This window comes from Prosthecobacter algae (assembly GCF_039542385.1).
Taxonomy (GTDB): Bacteria; Verrucomicrobiota; Verrucomicrobiia; order Verrucomicrobiales; family Verrucomicrobiaceae; genus Prosthecobacter; species Prosthecobacter algae.
The window spans coordinates 759679-775434 of sequence record NZ_BAABIA010000002.1 but is presented as its reverse complement, the minus strand read 5'-3'; the positions used below and the strand labels follow the sequence as shown (position 1 = coordinate 775434).

Genomic DNA, 15756 nt, shown 5'->3' with positions numbered 1-15756 from the left:
CGCCCCTGTAGTCGCTTTACCGTCATATTTGATACACACATAATACGGGAAACGTCTTTTCTAGATAATAAGAGCGACTCTATGACATTTTGATTTTTATTGTTAAGTTTATTTGAACTCATGCTAACTAATTAAGTTAACTCAACAGCCATTGCCGTTCAAGATGTATTTGCTAGTTAATGAAGAAATTGCATTCTCATTGAACTAGAATAATTACAAATGATCTTCCCTGTTCGACACGAGATAATGGAATACATAATGAAAAAATTTGTGAGGGTCTGACTTTATATGACGACCAAGTTTATATCAGTGCCTTAACGGCCCGGACATCCAGATTCATATTGATGATTAAGGAGAACCTAAATAAGCGAATAAGTTATGCTGAAAGCGCAGGAGACAAGTCATATTCTGGTGATTCAGATATTAGTTCTTCAAGGTCAATAATTTGGAGCAACCATTGTTCACTCTTTTGTAATGCGCGTAATTTATCGTTAATTTTGTCCCTTTTAGCTGCATACTTTGGATCGACCAGTCCATTGCGTAATCTCACTTGGTTCTTGCGATTTTGCACTAAATCGTCTTTAAGTTGACTCAACGATGTTGTGTCAGGCACAGACTGCCGTTGGTCCTTGAGGAGTTGTTGCAATCTCTCCATTGAGGTGGCACGGACAGATTGAGTTGCAGCTCGTTCTATTGATTGTTGTTCAATGGTTTCCTTTTCAGCCCCCCCCTTTGCTGTAACATGAAATTGTTCCGATTCTGTTACATGCTCTGGTAATTCCAATTGTTCGGATGATTCCACATCACCGGTGTAGTTTTTGTCAAAGGTGGCTGTATAAACCCCGCATTCCAATACCGTTTTATTCATCACCTGCTCGACTTCTGACTTGTGTAGAGGATCACATAACAGGGCATCATAGATATACAAAACGTAAATCCCCTTTGCATTCAACTTTTTAATACATTGTGTCATGATTTCGACTTCTTTGGCGAACAGCCTCTGACAAGTGATCTTATAGCCCTTAGCCGACTTTTCTTTCAGGATTCGATTCAGCATTTCTGGTGCATGGGTAGCATAGAACTCATAAATTTTGTTCAATTTCTTGGAATATTTCATGTCATTCGGGTGTTTATTGAAAAAGGTTAAGTGCAGAGTTTTGAATTTTTTCAACTCCACCTCATTCGTTATGTCAATGTCACAGTATTCTGCGAGCCGCTTATGAGTTATGTATTTAATGTCTCCGTCATAGACACCGATGGCGATGTTCGGATGGGCACAAGTGAAATCACATTCCACTGCTATTCGTCCATTGATGGTAACTTGGCTTCTGATCCACGAGTTTAATAAATTAAAGGTGTCGGTGACGCGATACCCTCCCCTTATCCCTTGCGTCGACGGGATCATGTAACCATTCTGGGTAAGATGTCGAAATCTCTTTATGCCATCTTCGATAAATGAAAATTCGTTTAATTGTTCTTTTGAATATCGGCTTTTATTGCGATGACATATTTTATATATTTTTCCCTTTTTGCTCGTTTTTCCTTCATCTGCAAGCTTTCTGCCAAGAGTTTTTAAATCTGCCACATCAGGTAGTCCAACCATGGGATAAACATTTAACAGATTATTAATGATAATATTTCCCTGGCTCCTCTTCATCCTTCTGTGCCTGTGTTCAATACATATCGAAAGCACATGTTTGGTCTCAAGTTTAGAGCTGACAAGATATTGGCCACACCGCTTGGCACTATAAGTATCTGCATACCAATAGCATTTGGGTTTTTCACCCACTACAAAATCGTCATCGCATTCAATGATCGGACCTTTTTTGGGTGTACCGATTCGTAGGGCTTCAATGATGCGAGGATACTTGCATTTAAATATTTCATCAAGTTGTCACTGTGTAACCCAACTTTGGTTATATCGTCGCTAAAATAGGTGGGGTTGAGTAATGAGGCGAAATAAAGACACAATTCTTTAGCTATAGTAATGTCTTTATTAATCGCCTTTAAGAATTCAATTGGTATGTGCTCCACTGCATCTGGTAGCTTCGACGGAACTGAAATGCGCATTGACTCCGGAGATTTGATTAGACGCATATGTGCGAGTTGTGATGTTTTACTTTTATCCATAAATTTTATATTTAACATGGTGCTCTTTGAAGTAATAATACAAACGAGCTTACGCTGTGTGTCGATGTGACGCAGGTGGGGGGCCGGGTAGTTTGGTTATATATTTTATTATCTATTGAGTTGCCAGGCTGTATTAAACTATTCTCCCTTTTTCCCCCCCTTCCTCCCCTCCCTCCCTCCCTCCCTCCTCATTGGTCTATATCCTAATGAAGGTAAACATCCTACCACCCGCGTAAAATAAGTGCCGCAATAGCTGCGCAAATTAGTGCGTATAATTCTGGCAGCCATCTAGCACTGGCAGAAGTGTTGTCAGAGATGACAGAAGCGTGGAAGGAATAGGGGGTGGCCCGCCATGCGTTCGAATAACTCGGCGGGGCAAGCATTGATCTCCTGATCGAGATGAATACCATCATGCCACTTTTCATTTGACCACCGCCGCCCTATAAAGGCTGGCAATCAAGTCCTCTCGTTGTGAGTGACTTCAGGGCAAACAATCGCTAACCGTACTTTTCAATATACAAGATACACTTGACAAGCGCAAGAAATTTTATCCTTGTTGGTAACAAACAAATCATTCCGAATAAATCATTCCGAATAAATCATTCCGAATAAATCATTCCGAATAAATCATTCCGAATAAATCATTCCGAATAAATCATTCCGAATAAATCATTCCGAATAAATCATTCCGAATAAACTGCGATGAAGGTGCCGTCCCCTACTTGGCCATCCTGAAGCCCCGCTCTACTGACCTTGTGCATGCATTCCCAGGAGGGGGTACCTCATGCTTTTAACACTATCGGTCAAGCAGGGGACAAGTACATGATCACCTGCATTGACACCGCAGGCCACTCCTTTACTCAGACTCGACGCGCCTAGACACCCAAAAGCAAGTTCGTCAAGATGCTCCTATTGCCGAGGAGATCCTGGAACGTCACCTATGTCGAAAGAGCGGCGGCGCGGACATCAGCACTTTGACACGCAGCCAGAGCGACCAATACGCCAATGACAAGCCACGCGCCGTCGTGAGTGACCTGGAAGGAGAGCCAAGAATGGAAGCTCTGGAACCATATACTTTGGTCAAGTCGCCCAAAATGGACAGCCGTGCTCCACCCAGCGCTACGTCTGCCGCCAGAGCGGTAAGGACGTAGTCCTGGCGGGAGAACTGCGCCGGTTTGCCACCATGTATTCGCGTGCGGGCTAGCGCATGGCGCACAAGCAATGGCGGCAGGGAGGCAAGCCAATCTCAATCGCTTGCTGAGGCTCTGGAGGCAGGAAGGCCTGCGGTGCAGCGCAAGAAGCACAAAAAACGCCGTCTGGGCAGCACATAGGCAGGCAGCCAGCGCCAGCGTGCCACGCAGATCAACGAGGTGTGGTGCTACGACTTGGTCTTTACCACCCCGGGGGGGGCTCAAATGGCTGCCCATTTGCGACGAGTTCACCTGTGAAAGCATAGCATTGGCAGGGAAGCGCAGGATGGAGGCCGCTGATAAGAAGCTGCGCGCCGAAAAAAGAGAATGCTGGGTAATTGCCGAAAGTACGATCAGCCAATAGATGGCAGAAGGCAGCGCAGGAGACTTTTAACCATCGGTTTAGCGGGGAAGGCAATGCTAGGTTCTGACATGCCCCACCTTGGTCTCAAGCCAAATGGAGATAACTACTCCGCATGGCACACGCGTTGATGCTACGGCAATTATTTAATCAAATTAATGTCGCCACATGCAAGCTCGCAGCCTCGAGGTCAACATTTGAACTCCTCTTTCAAAGGACATTTTGTCCAAGTCCTTTACCTGTCCATCGGAGGTAATGAACAATCCTGATGTGGGATGGTAAAGCGCCCCCTTGCGTCCTGTCAGGACTCCATCGGGCCCCTTCAGCAAAGGGTGGTCTGAACTCAGCTTTGCTATGGCCGTTTTAAGTTTAGCGAGATTACTATCTAGTCGATCTTGGTTGTTTGGAGTTTTGGTTTTTCGATTCACAGACACAATCTATACTAACGCAGTATGACATGCAAGCAAATTTATCAAAAAAGTTAAATGCCGCATGGAATGACAAACTATTTCAAACAAGAATCTTTATGCCGATAAACTTATTCAGCAATTCATTGAAGCGCCGGCGTTCAGCGGTGGACGAAATTTTCATTCTGAATAAACTATTGTCGTCTATTCGCTAACTAATTGCTATTGACAATGGCAAATTGAGGTGGTAAGTTAAAGGCCTCCGGGGCGAAAAAAAGCAAAAATAAAATGGATCCTATATATTCAATTTGAGAATTATAGGATATATCCAAATTGTACATGTCATCTATACATTGCAAATATTATTCAATATTACGGAAATAAAGAGAATATTATAAATGGATTGATCAGTGCCTCTCCTCCCATATTATTTGGCCCAGAAGTACCCAATTTCGTTACAAAATATACCCCTAAAATCCTCAATTTAGAGGGGTTCCTTCAACTTTTTCGATTTTGATTTAGTTACTAAGGTTGGTGTGTCTTAAAATTTCTATGCTGTAGGGAATTTCCAGTCTCTTTTTACATATTTGATGTCTCAGACATTTCCACGGTCCATCACTGTCAATGTACAGCTGTTTCTCAAAGATTCTGATCGCTGTCCATTTTCTGACTTCCAATTTTCTGCTGCCTTATTCTGGACGATGGTTGGTCATGGAAGTCGAGACATTGGCTTCTTATTAGACATTGCTGACGATGCTCAGTTAATCGGCGATACCCTGATTCTGAATAAGCCTGAAGATGTCCCCTCTCAGGTGCAGGCATTTGGCATTCGCTGCCCATTGCCATCGGAAGTCAGGGAACGGGATTCCGTATGGACATTTGAATTTCTAAAATATGGCGGCTGGGATACTTTAGCGGTCAATTCTATTCCCGTCGCGGTCCTCGGTTCCGATGTTTGTCCGCCCGGCCCTCTACCACCCGGTGACGGGCCTATAGCAGTGTCCTGGTGCGCCTACAGAGGCCTTGAGGGGTTCGTGCCCACATCTCGTATTAAACGGCTTCAGATCCAGGCTCTGAAGCCATTGACAGCCATGGTGTTGGAAGCTGTTTCACATTTGTCAGACCTTCAATATTTAGAATTTGTGGCAACCTCTGCGGAGGAACTTTCCGTGACTATGTTTCCACTGTCATTGACACATCTCGCGGTCAGTCTGCCAGTTGGTGTTGAGGGTCTGAATTCCTTTCGTCACCTGAGCAATCTTAAGGTCCTCCATATAATGCAGTGCAAGTCACTGCGAAATGTCAAAGTCTTGGGCAAACTTCTAAAAATTGAGGATCTTAAACTTCAGGGGGCAACAACTCTCACTGACATTACTGAGATCGGTGATATGAAATCACTCCGCGTACTTGATCTTTCAGGAGCCATGGTTCTAAGAGATCTCTGTCCGCTCGCTCGCCTTCAACGCTTGCACAGCGTGAACCTGATGCATTGTGACATGGTCACAGATATCTCGCCTCTAGCGGCCCATGAAGGGCTAAAGCGGCTCGATTTAAGCGGCTGTGGCAAGCTCAGGAATCTCGGTCCCTTAAATGTGCTGATCGACACGGACGTTACTCTTCAGACTGGTGGGGGTTTGGAATCATCCGTGACAACTTCATATGTAATGTGTCAGTCCCTATCTGACATTTCCTCGGAGTGAAGGGATAATCGATCCAGATAATCTGTGTGATTGACATGCAGACTGTCGCAATCTTTAGAAGCCCCTACTTTATTGATTCAATGACAAACATTTTCGTTTCGTCAATACTGACTGAATAACCGTGGGAATACCCAAAGTATTTTGTCTCAAAATTTGTCTGGCGAGTAAACCCGTCCCTGATCTCGACAAGCTCACCTTCCAAATCAGGCAGATCATACTTGGAATGCATAAAACTGGCAAATTCCTTATTGGACATAGATCCTGCTCCAAAGAAAACCTGTGCCGCCATAGGACTGATCAAGACTTTGTTAATGATCCCATCCTTGTCAGCATAGATGATGGGAGCCTTTAAAGTTTTTAGTTCGATAGTACCTCCAATGAATCCGTCATCGCCAGCTAGTGCTCCAAACAAAAGGGCCGCTGATTTGTCTTTTGAATTCTGTACTGCATTCTGAAAACCATGAAGCACACCCATTTTCTGAAGCGCCTTCAAACCTTGTGCCGTGGTGCATATGATGGCAGAATTGTCGGGAGCTCTCCTCATCTCCATTTCTTCGCCCTGTAATTCAGATCTATATTTATTATTGAAGGCATCGCGGATTTCGAAGATGTGATCACCAAGTTGAATATCCATAATCTTCGGCCCCTTGATATTTGGGTTCACAGGTTCTTGTGCTTTTACCTTTATAGATGCCTGCTCGGGAGTGTCTATATTTTCCATTCTTGCTTCCCCAAGATCATGCCTGACAAGCATCCCTGTTCCAAATTCTTCAATTACTGCCGAGAAGTACACCACTTTATTTTCATGAAACGAACTGACATCTTCTGACTGAAATGTGACGTTTGCATGGTTCCAGGTGTCTAACATGACGGTGATTGTTCGGCTTGATTTCACATCCGTCACATTCCCTTTGAAAAGGTACCTCTTGCCTAGATGCTCACGCTCATACTGTTCCTTTTGAAGGGTGGTCCCTTCAGATGCATTAGCAATAATGGCATTCCCGTCATTCGCCTGCCTCTTGGCTTCATTTGCTTTTTGTTCTTCTGTCAAAGGAGCTTTAGTATTTGAAGAGTCAGAATCTCCAAACATAGCCCCCAGGATCACTAGTCCGAAAATTACTACTAATACTAGTCCGAAAATATGCGTACAACCGAACTTTTCCTCTGTCTTGGATTCAATCGCAGGCATTACTGATGGTGGAATAGGAGGAATATTATTCCTGACGACCTGCAAAGATGGAAAGACAGCACTAAGCTTCTGCCAATCAGCAAACCCTTCTGTCCATACTAAATCGTTTGGATCGAAGCGACCTGAGTGTACGCCTGCGGTGACTTCATTTTCAGCAAATGGTCCTACCTGCTGACCGTCCTTGAAGATGTGGTATTGCATCATAATTTTTAATTCTGCCTCAGATGGATTTTGCCCATTTTAATGGGCGTGCTTGTATCGTCAACGCGGGATTTGTGAGGAGATGGAAAACCCATCTCAAATTGATCCCCGTGAACGCGCTATTGTCCTGGCATTGAAGGCCGAAAGAGAACGACAGGGAATTTCAGCGGCCCAACTCGCAAAGGAAATCAATATCAGCCGAAACACCATTCCCAATCTGGAGAGAAATGAAGCCCGACCCACGCTCTGGGTGGTTTTGAAAATCTGCGATGGTTTGAAAATCAATCTGAAGGAGTTAATTTGAAGAAAAAAATTACCCCCTTGTACACAGTGGTCGCGCCCCTGGCTGCTCACTACGTACCCTCGCGGACTGGGTCAATATCATGATCTGGAAGATTCATGCGGATCTTGGTAGTTCGTAGTTCGGTCAGCGCGATAACCCTTACCCTCAAATGTCGGAAGGCCAAATTCTCGACATGTTTTGAAAGTTCCCGCTTTGGGAGACACGCGCAGGCTACGTTCAGGGAGGGGGCACATGCCCCGTCAAAGTGCACAGATTCTGCACAGTGTGAGAAAATTTTGATGCTGAAAAACAACGTAATTCGTTGATTTTCAAGGGAGCCGAGAGTCGGATTTGAACCGACGACCTGATGATTACAAATCAACTGCTCTACCACTGAGCTATCCCGGCGTTCGCCTGTTTGGCGGGAAATGAGATTAATCGCAGTCAGGCTCTCGGCAACCAGATTTCCGTCCTGAAATGCATTTGCTTCCTGCGTGACAGACGCACCAGCCTGTTTTATCGGCGGAGCGCATGCGCATTCTTTGGGTTAAAACGGGGCCGCTTCATCCGCTCGATACGGGGGGCAAACGCCGCACGCATGCGATGCTGACGGAGATCAGCCGCCAGCATGAGGTGACCTATCTAGCCCTGCTACCAGAGGGGACGCAGGTCTCCGCTGAAGAAGAGGCCGATCCTTACGCGCAGCGAAAGATCTGGATCACCTCCAAGCAGGTGCCGAAGAGTTCGCCCCGCTTCTGGGTGGATCTTGCGCGCAGCACGGTGCTGACCAGCCGCCCCTACGCGGTGCAGCGTTATGAGGAGCCGAAGTTGCGGGCACGGCTGCAAGAGATGGCGACGAGGAAGGAATTCGATCTGGTGATCTGTGATTTCCTGGCGCCTGCGCTGAACTTCCTCGGCGTGGACTTTGCCTGCCCGACGGTGCTGTTTCAGCACAATATCGAATCCCAAATCTGGAAGCGACTCGCGGAGGCGGAGGCCTCGCCCATCAAACGCCGCTACTTGCACCTGCAATACCGGCGCATGCATCGCTGGGAGGACAAGCTCTCGCGGCTCTTTGACGGCGTCATCACCGTCTCTCCCGATGACAGCCGCCTAGCCCGCGAGCTCTACGGTCTGACGAATGTGCTGGGCGATGTGCCCACGGGCGTGGATGTGACGTTTTTCAAACCAGGCCCGGCTCCATCACCACCCTTTATGTTAGGCTTCCTAGGCTCTATGGACTGGATGCCGAACATCGATGCCTGCCAGTTTTTCCTGGATGACATCCTGCCTCTGGTGCATGCCCAGCGGCCCGATTGCCATCTCAAGATCATCGGGCGAAACCCGCCTGCCAGCCTGCGCGACCGCGCCAGCGACCGCATCCACATCACAGGCACCGTGGACGATGTGCGTCCGCATGTGCAGAGCTGCCACGCCATCATCGTGCCGCTGCGCGCCGGCGGTGGTACCCGCATCAAGATCTACGAAGCCATGGCCATGGGTGTGCCAGTGATCTCCACCCGCATTGGGGCCGAGGGCCTGCCGGTGGTGCATGACAGCGACATCCTGCTGGCTGATGAAGCGGGCGAGTTTGCCCGTGAGATCCTCCGTCTTGCTGCCGATCCTTCCCTGGCGGATAAAGTGGCAAAACAGGCTCGCATGAATGTGGAGAACCACTATTCATGGACCGCAGCCACGGGCATCTTCCTGGACCTGTGCGCCGCCTGCACGCAACGATAACACCTTATGGCCTCTGAATCATCCCGCACCCTGGACCGCCTGCGTCATCACTACGAGGTGGAGCGCGAACTGGCCGCCCGCCTGAGGAAGTCCACCAAGGAAGAGCGCACCACCCTTTTCGCCACTCTCTACGGCGAGCTTTTCGACCGTGTGCCGGACCACCCACGCCTCACCCGCCGGGATACGCCGGAGGATAGCAAACGCAAGGTGGCCTCCCAGATGCGTCTGCTCGCCCCGTTTTTGAAACCGGACAGCGTGCTGCTGGAGTTCGCCCCTGGCGATTGCCGCCTGGCCGCCGCTGCCGCCGCGAAGGTGAAAAAAGTCATCGGCGTGGACATCTCAGACCAACGCTCCGCTACGGAAGAGTCACCGCCTAACCTTGAGTTGGTCGTCTATGATGGCTACTCGCTCGATGTCGCCCCGCAGTCTGTGGACATCTGCTTCAGCTACCAGTTCTTGGAGCACCTGCATCCCGACGACATCTCCCCGCATTTCCAGATCGCCCGCCGGGTGCTGAAGCCGGGTGGCGTTTATGTCTATGACACGCCGCACCGCTACACGGGGCCGCATGACATCTCCGCTTACTTCACGGACAAGCTCGAGTGCTTTCACTTCCAGGAATGGACGCACCGGGAGATGCGCAAGCTGCTGAAAAAACACGGCTTCTCCACCACCTGGGTCTTCCGTTTTGGCAAACCCCAGCGCAGCGCTTTCGTCAATGCCCTAGTGGACACCGCGGAGCTGCTGATGAGTCCGCTGCCCCACAAGCTGCGGCGCAAGCTCTGCCAGCGTCTCTTTCCATCCGTGGGTTTGGTGGCCGTGGCTGACTGAAGCATGAGCACCACCCCCACCGTCCGCGTCCTTCACGTCCTGGATTCTCTGGCCCCAGGCGGGCTGGAGAATGGCGTGGTCAATGTGGCCCAGCGGCTGAATGGCCAGGGATTCGACATCCATTCCGCCTGCCTGCGCTTCCGTGGTGACTTCGCCGAGCGCATGCCTGAGCCTGACAAAGTAGTGGTCATGGGCAAGACCGGCGGCTTCTCCCTGAAGGCCGTCCTGGCCCTGCGCAAACACATCCGCAAGACCCGGGCGGAGGTCATCCATTCGCACAATTTGGGCACGCTCATCTATGCCGCCCTCGCCACCCTGGGCGGCCTCACGCACCCCATCGTGCATGGGGAACACGGCCAGGTGCAAAAGCAGGATCTCACACCCAAACGCCTCGCCCAGCGCCGCTGGTTTTTCAGGCTCTGCCAAAGCGTCCACGTCGTCAGCAGCAGCGTGTGGGACAACCTACAGGAACTGGGTTTGGATCCGCAAAAGAAGATCGTCGTCACTCCCAACGGTGTGGACAGCGAACGCTTTTCCCCCGCTCCAGATCGCGCCGTGGCCAAACAGGAACTGGGCCTTCCGGCCGATGCCATCGTGGTCGGCATCGTGGGCCGACTCGTCGCGCTGAAGCGGCACGAGATGCTCTTCGCCGCCTTTGAAAAACTGGCCCCTCAATGGCCCCGCCTGCGCCTGCTGGTGGTGGGTGATGGTGGGGCGGATCGTGACCACATTATCGGCCTGATGAAGGCGCATCCCTACGCGGACCGCATCCTCTGGGCCGGGCATCAAAATGACCTGCCCAAATACTACCGCGCCATGGATCTCCTGGCCGCGCCTTCCGAGATCGAGGGCCTGTCCAATGCCGTGCTGGAGGCCATGGCCTGCGCTGTCCCCGTGCTGGCGCATTCCGCCTGCGGCAATGCCGAAGTCATTGAAGATGGCCTAACGGGTTTTTTGTCAGACATCCATGATGCCAATACCCTCGCAGCCTGCATCGAGTCTCCATTGAAGGATTCCGCCCTCCTCGCCCGCTGCGGTGCAGGGGCACGCGAAACCGTGCTGAAACGCTACTCCATGGAAGCCATGGCCGACTGCTACCGCCGCCTCTATCGGGATGCCGCAGGCCAGTGAAGCGGGCACTCCTGCCTGCTTTCTGAAATCCGTCGATAGCTCTCGCAGCGCGTGTTTCTCTTTTGGTTAGGCCAATGCAGGCAGGCATGAGTGCCCGCCCCACTTCCTCCCCTCACGCCACAAACTTCCCAGGATTCAGAATCCCGTTCGGATCCAGCGCCTTCTTCAGTCGCGAGTGGACGTCCCGTGCTTCGGCCGACAGCGCCTCCGGGAACCAGCGTCCTTTGGCGATGCCCACACCGTGCTCGCCGGTGATGGCCCCGTTCCAGGCGATGACCTTCCGGAAAAGCTGGTCCAGCGCGGCTTCGGCGCGCTCCCGCTGTTCGGGATCCTTCATGCTCTGCACCATGATGTTCACGTGGATGTTGCCATCCCCTGCATGGCCAAAGCTGGCGATGGGGAACCCGCATTCCGCCTGCAACGCTTCGGCAAATTCCACCAGGTCCACCAGCCGACTGCGCGGCACCACGATGTCCTCATTCAGCTTGATCAGGCCCGTATTGCGCAGGCTGTAGCTGAACTCCCGGCGCAGCTTCCAGAATCGTTCGCAGGCTGTTTCGCCCAGGGCTTCTTCCAGGGAGATGCAGCCCAGCTCACGCACCAGTTTGGCCAGCAGCACCAGCTCCCCTTTGACGGACTCTTCCTGGCCGTCGATTTCCACCAGCAGATGCGCATCGCCCTGCGGCGTCACCGATTCGCCCAGATACTCGCGCGCGGCACGCAGGGTGAACTTGTCTGCGATCTCCAGAGCACTCGGCAGAAAGCCCGCATTCAAGATGCGCTGCACCGCATTCGCCGCTTCGGCAAAGGTGCCAAAGCCGGCCGAAAGCATCGCCCGCATCGGCGGGTGCGGGATCAGGCGCAGCGTCGCCTGCGTCACCACGCCCAGCAGACCTTCGCTGCCTACCATCAGGCCCACCAGGTCAAAGCCCGTCTTGTTCTTGTGGCAGCGGCCCCCGGCCTTCACCACGGATCCATCGGCCAGCACCGCTTCCAGGCCTAACACATAGTGTCGCGTCACACCATACTTCAGGCAGCGCGGCCCGCCGGCATTCGTGGCCACATTACCGCCCAGGCTGCACTCCTTCAGGCTGGCCGGGTCAGGCGGGTAAAACCAGCCCAGCTCCCGCACCGCTGCCTGCAGCTCGCCCGTGATGACTCCGGGCTCCACCACGGCCACGCCATCGGCGATGTTGATTTCTAGGATCTTGTTCATCCGCGCCAGCGATAGCGCGATGCCCCCGCGCAGCGGCACCGCCCCGCCCACATAGCCCACGCGCGAGCCCTGTGGTGTCACCGGCACGCCGTGCTCATTCGCATATTTCAGCACCTTCGAGACATCCTCCGTGGACTCCGCATGCACCACCACTTCGGGCGGGTTGGAGGCAAACCACTTGTCCGTGCTGTGGGCCGCAAGGTCCTCCACGGTTGAGGATACGCGCGCTGCGCCGATGAGGGAAATGAGATCGTCTGCCAGGGAGGCCATCAGCCACCGTGCATGGGGTGCGCCGCGCACGCAAGATTTCTGCGCGGCCCACATCGCTCTTGCGCACTGGCTGCCGCTCCCCTCAGTCAGCGCATGCTCGTTTCCGGCACCCCGTATCGCACCGTCTGGCTTCAGGAGGAAAGCGTCCGCATCATTGATCAACGCCGCCTCCCCTGGTCCTTTGACCTGCTCGATCTCCACACTGTGGCGGACGTGGCCGTGGCCATTCGCGACATGGCCGTGCGCGGCGCTGGCCTCATCGGTGCCACCGCAGCTTACGGCATGTGGTTGGCCGCCCGCGAAGCCGCTACACCGGATCAACTCCGCTCCCTGGCAGACAGCCTCATCATCACCCGCCCCACCGCCGTGAATTTGAGCTGGGCAGTGAATCGCCAGCTCACCGCCATCCAGGCCGCCGGGTTTGAAAACCGGGTCGCCACCGCCCGCCTCACCGCCGAAACCATCGCCGATGAAGACGCCGCCGCCTGTGCCGCCATCGGTGGTCACGGTTTGGAAATCATCCGCGCCATCGCTTCCCGAAAGCCCGGCCAGGTCGTCCATGTCCTCACCCATTGCAATGCCGGCTGGCTGGCCTTTGTGGATCACGGCTCCGCCACCGCCCCCATCTATGCCGCCCACGCCGCAGGCATCCCCGTCCACGTCTGGGTGGATGAAACCCGCCCGCGCAATCAGGGCGCGCGCCTCACTGCCTGGGAACTCGCCCAGCAGGGCGTGCCACACACCGTCATTGCCGACAACACCGGCGGCCACCTCATGCAGCATGGCCAGGTGGATCTCGTCATCACCGGGGCAGACCGTGTCACCCGCAGCGGCGATGTGGCCAACAAAATTGGCACCTATCTCAAAGCCCTGGCCGCCCAGGACAATGGCGTTCCTTTTTATGTCGCCCTGCCCAGTTCCACCTTTGACTGGACGCTCCGCGATGGCGTGCAGGGCATCCCCATTGAGCAGCGCGGGGCCGAGGAAGTGACCCACCTGGAAGGCATCGCCGAAAGCGGGTCGGTCGAGACCTTGCGCATCGTCTCCCCTGGCTCACCGGCCGCCAATTACGCCTTCGATGTCACCCCTGCCCGTCTTGTCACTGGCCTCATCACAGAGCGTGGCCTCTGCCCTACCACTGAGACCGCCATCTGCGCCTTGCACCCGCAGGCATCCGGCTCCATTCCCTCCCTCTCATGACCGGCTGGCGCGCATCCATCCATTCCCTGAGCCGCAACAGTGGCTTCCTCAAGCGTCTGGCCCTGGCCATCGCCGGCGGCAGTTTCATTGTGGCCTTGCTCATCATCGCCGTCAGTCCGGACACAGGGCGCCACATCACGGTGGATCCGGTGGAGCAAAAGATTCGCCAGCAGTGGCAGGAACTCCAGCGGGCGGAAAAGCCCACCCCGCATGAACTGGTCAGTTGGCTGCATCAGGTGACGGCCCAGATCCATCACATTGCCGAAGTGCTCGAGGTCAAAACCACCACTCTGGAGGACTTCGGGCGCGAGGGTCAGCTCGCCGGTTATGACATCCAGCCCTTGCTGGTCCGGCACTCTGCCGATCCCGCCGTCCAGCAGCTCTGGCGGGATTTCATCCAGGCCGCCCTCAGTCACGAGGTCGCCCTTACCCAGGCCCTGAGTGAAAAGGCCGCGCAGCCCTCGCCCCTCATCACAGCCAATCTCATCCAGGCCTATCAGATGCAGGAGCGCGACCCTTCCGCCTCCCTGGCCGCCCTCATGCGGGAGGCCAGTTTCTTTCCCCAGCCCGGGCTAGTGCGCGATTCCGCCTTTCATCTCGCCATCGTTCTCAAAGACGTGCCCGTCCTCCGCCAGATCGCCGCGCAGCCGGACTGGTGGTATTCCATCGAGCCAGAGGCACGTCAGCACGCCGCCGCCATCATGGGCGACTATCGTCTGCAATGGGAAGCCCTGCTGAAGTACCGTTTCCTGTTCAGCGCCCCCTGGGGCACGCTGGCCGTCGCTCTCCTGGCAGCCTCCATCTGGTATATCATCCTGGTGCTCCATGGCGTGCAGGGGCGCTGGCGCTGGGTGTCGCCCTTGTTGCCCTTGCTGGCGGGTATCCTCAGTGTCTGGCCGGTGATGCTCATCTCCTCCTGGCAGGAGGTCGCCCTGGGCATCCGGAAGGACGCCCCTTTCCCTTACGACCTCTGGTACCAGATTGGCGGCGTCGGCATGCGGGAGGAACTCAGCAAACTGCTGCTCGCCTCCCTTTTCATGCCGTGGTTGCTGCATCGTCGGCCTCCGGGCGGTGCCCTCATGGTGGGTGCTTTCGTGGGCCTCGGCTTCGCCTTGGAGGAAAATATCAACTACTACCTCCAGTATGAAGGCGGTGTCGCCCTGGCACGCCTGTTTACGGCCAATTTCCTCCATGCCGCCCTCACCGGCACCTCCACGCACGCTCTCTACGTGCTTCTGCGTTCCCGCTTCAATACGGCGGACCGCTTTCTCGTCACCTTCATGGCCGTTGTTCTCGTCCATGGCTGTTACAACTATGCCAGCACCGTCACCTTCGCGCAGGGCATTTACATCCTTTCCACGGTCCTCCTCGCCTACATGGCTTGGCATTTCCTGGACCTGGTGGATCAGGAGTGCCCGCGCAGCCGCCAATGGATCTCCCCCGCCGCCATCTTCATCATCGGCACCGCCCTGCTCCTGGCCGCCATCTTCCTCACCATCTCCATCCGCACCCCGGACCGTCAGCTCCTGGCCGCAGCGGCTACCGAGTGCGTCGCCATGTTCCCCATCGCCTTCATTTATTGGCGAAGACTGGGGGTTTGAACGGCCCCATTCCTCGCTTGCCAGATGTCCCTCCTGGGCGGATGTTAAATAATGTTTGAAAATGTTCGGTTCTGCTTGCGCTCCCTTTTCCCGCCTTCGCCTGCGCGTGCTGCGTCCGGCGGTCTCACCTCTCATCCCCAGGCTTTCTCCCCAAATTTCCCCGGATGGGGATGCCATGGGGATTGTATCCCCATCGGTAAGGGATTGATAATCAGTGTGTTATCGCCAAAAATCCCCAGGTGGGGAGATTTCGAATCCTTTTCCCCATCCCCGCTCCTCTTTTAAAAAGAGCAGCAACCACACAAA

The 15756-nt window shown here is 53.6% G+C and carries 10 protein-coding genes and 1 tRNA gene; 7 read left to right on the top strand and 4 right to left on the bottom strand.

Annotation, left to right across the window (positions count from 1 at the left end; genetic code table 11):
• Positions 1 to 376 precede the first annotated feature (376 nt).
• Entirely contained in the window at positions 377 to 1603 is a 1227-nt protein-coding gene (locus ABEB25_RS06495; protein ID WP_345735573.1) for a hypothetical protein, read from the bottom strand.
• Positions 1604 to 4678: 3075 nt separating this feature from the next.
• Between ABEB25_RS06495 and ABEB25_RS06490 the strand changes: the two genes are divergently transcribed.
• Positions 4679 to 5788 (top strand): leucine-rich repeat domain-containing protein, encoded by a 1110-nt coding sequence (locus ABEB25_RS06490; RefSeq protein WP_345735572.1) that lies wholly within the window; start codon positions 4679 to 4681, stop codon positions 5786 to 5788.
• A 64-nt stretch (positions 5789 to 5852) separates the two neighbouring features.
• On the opposite strand, the gene ABEB25_RS06485 is transcribed toward ABEB25_RS06490, so the two are convergent.
• Positions 5853 to 7181, bottom strand: a complete 1329-nt coding sequence (locus ABEB25_RS06485; RefSeq protein ID WP_345735571.1) for a DUF4339 domain-containing protein — start codon at positions 7179 to 7181, stop codon at positions 5853 to 5855.
• Between the two features lie 79 nt (positions 7182 to 7260).
• On the opposite strand from ABEB25_RS06485, the gene ABEB25_RS06480 reads away from it, so the two are divergent.
• Positions 7261 to 7482 carry a helix-turn-helix transcriptional regulator gene (locus ABEB25_RS06480; RefSeq protein ID WP_345735570.1) on the top strand — a complete coding sequence of 74 codons (222 nt, stop codon included), beginning with the start codon at positions 7261 to 7263 and terminating at the stop codon, positions 7480 to 7482.
• Between the two features lie 315 nt (positions 7483 to 7797).
• On the opposite strand, the gene ABEB25_RS06475 is transcribed toward ABEB25_RS06480, so the two are convergent.
• A tRNA-Thr gene (locus ABEB25_RS06475) sits at positions 7798 to 7869 on the bottom strand.
• 123 nt (positions 7870 to 7992) lie between these two features.
• Between ABEB25_RS06475 and ABEB25_RS06470 the strand changes: the two genes are divergently transcribed.
• The 3 genes from ABEB25_RS06470 to ABEB25_RS06460 are packed head-to-tail and all read left to right on the top strand — an operon-like array spanning position 7993 to position 11163.
• Positions 7993 to 9201, top strand: coding sequence for a glycosyltransferase (locus ABEB25_RS06470; protein ID WP_345735569.1), 1209 nt, complete (start codon positions 7993 to 7995; stop codon positions 9199 to 9201).
• A gap of 6 nt (positions 9202 to 9207) precedes the next feature.
• Positions 9208 to 10032 carry a class I SAM-dependent methyltransferase gene (locus ABEB25_RS06465; RefSeq protein ID WP_345735568.1) on the top strand — a complete coding sequence of 275 codons (825 nt, stop codon included), beginning with the start codon at positions 9208 to 9210 and terminating at the stop codon, positions 10030 to 10032.
• 3 nt (positions 10033 to 10035) lie between these two features.
• Positions 10036 to 11163 (top strand): glycosyltransferase, encoded by a 1128-nt coding sequence (locus ABEB25_RS06460; RefSeq protein ID WP_345735567.1) that lies wholly within the window; start codon positions 10036 to 10038, stop codon positions 11161 to 11163.
• Positions 11164 to 11275: 112 nt separating this feature from the next.
• Here ABEB25_RS06460 and ABEB25_RS06455 read toward each other — a convergent pair whose 3' ends face one another.
• Positions 11276 to 12649, bottom strand: a complete 1374-nt coding sequence (locus ABEB25_RS06455) for an FAD-binding oxidoreductase (RefSeq protein WP_345735566.1) — start codon at positions 12647 to 12649, stop codon at positions 11276 to 11278.
• A gap of 93 nt (positions 12650 to 12742) precedes the next feature.
• On the opposite strand from ABEB25_RS06455, the gene mtnA reads away from it, so the two are divergent.
• Together mtnA and ABEB25_RS06445 are read left to right on the top strand one after the other, a co-directional pair.
• Positions 12743 to 13849 (top strand): S-methyl-5-thioribose-1-phosphate isomerase, encoded by a 1107-nt coding sequence (mtnA, locus tag ABEB25_RS06450; RefSeq protein WP_345735565.1) that lies wholly within the window; start codon positions 12743 to 12745, stop codon positions 13847 to 13849.
• On the top strand, positions 13846 to 15450 hold the full coding sequence (locus ABEB25_RS06445; RefSeq protein WP_345735564.1) for a PrsW family glutamic-type intramembrane protease: 1605 nt from the start codon (positions 13846 to 13848) through the stop codon (positions 15448 to 15450). Before mtnA ends, ABEB25_RS06445 begins: the two co-directional genes overlap by 4 nt.
• Positions 15451 to 15756: the final 306 nt, after the last annotated feature.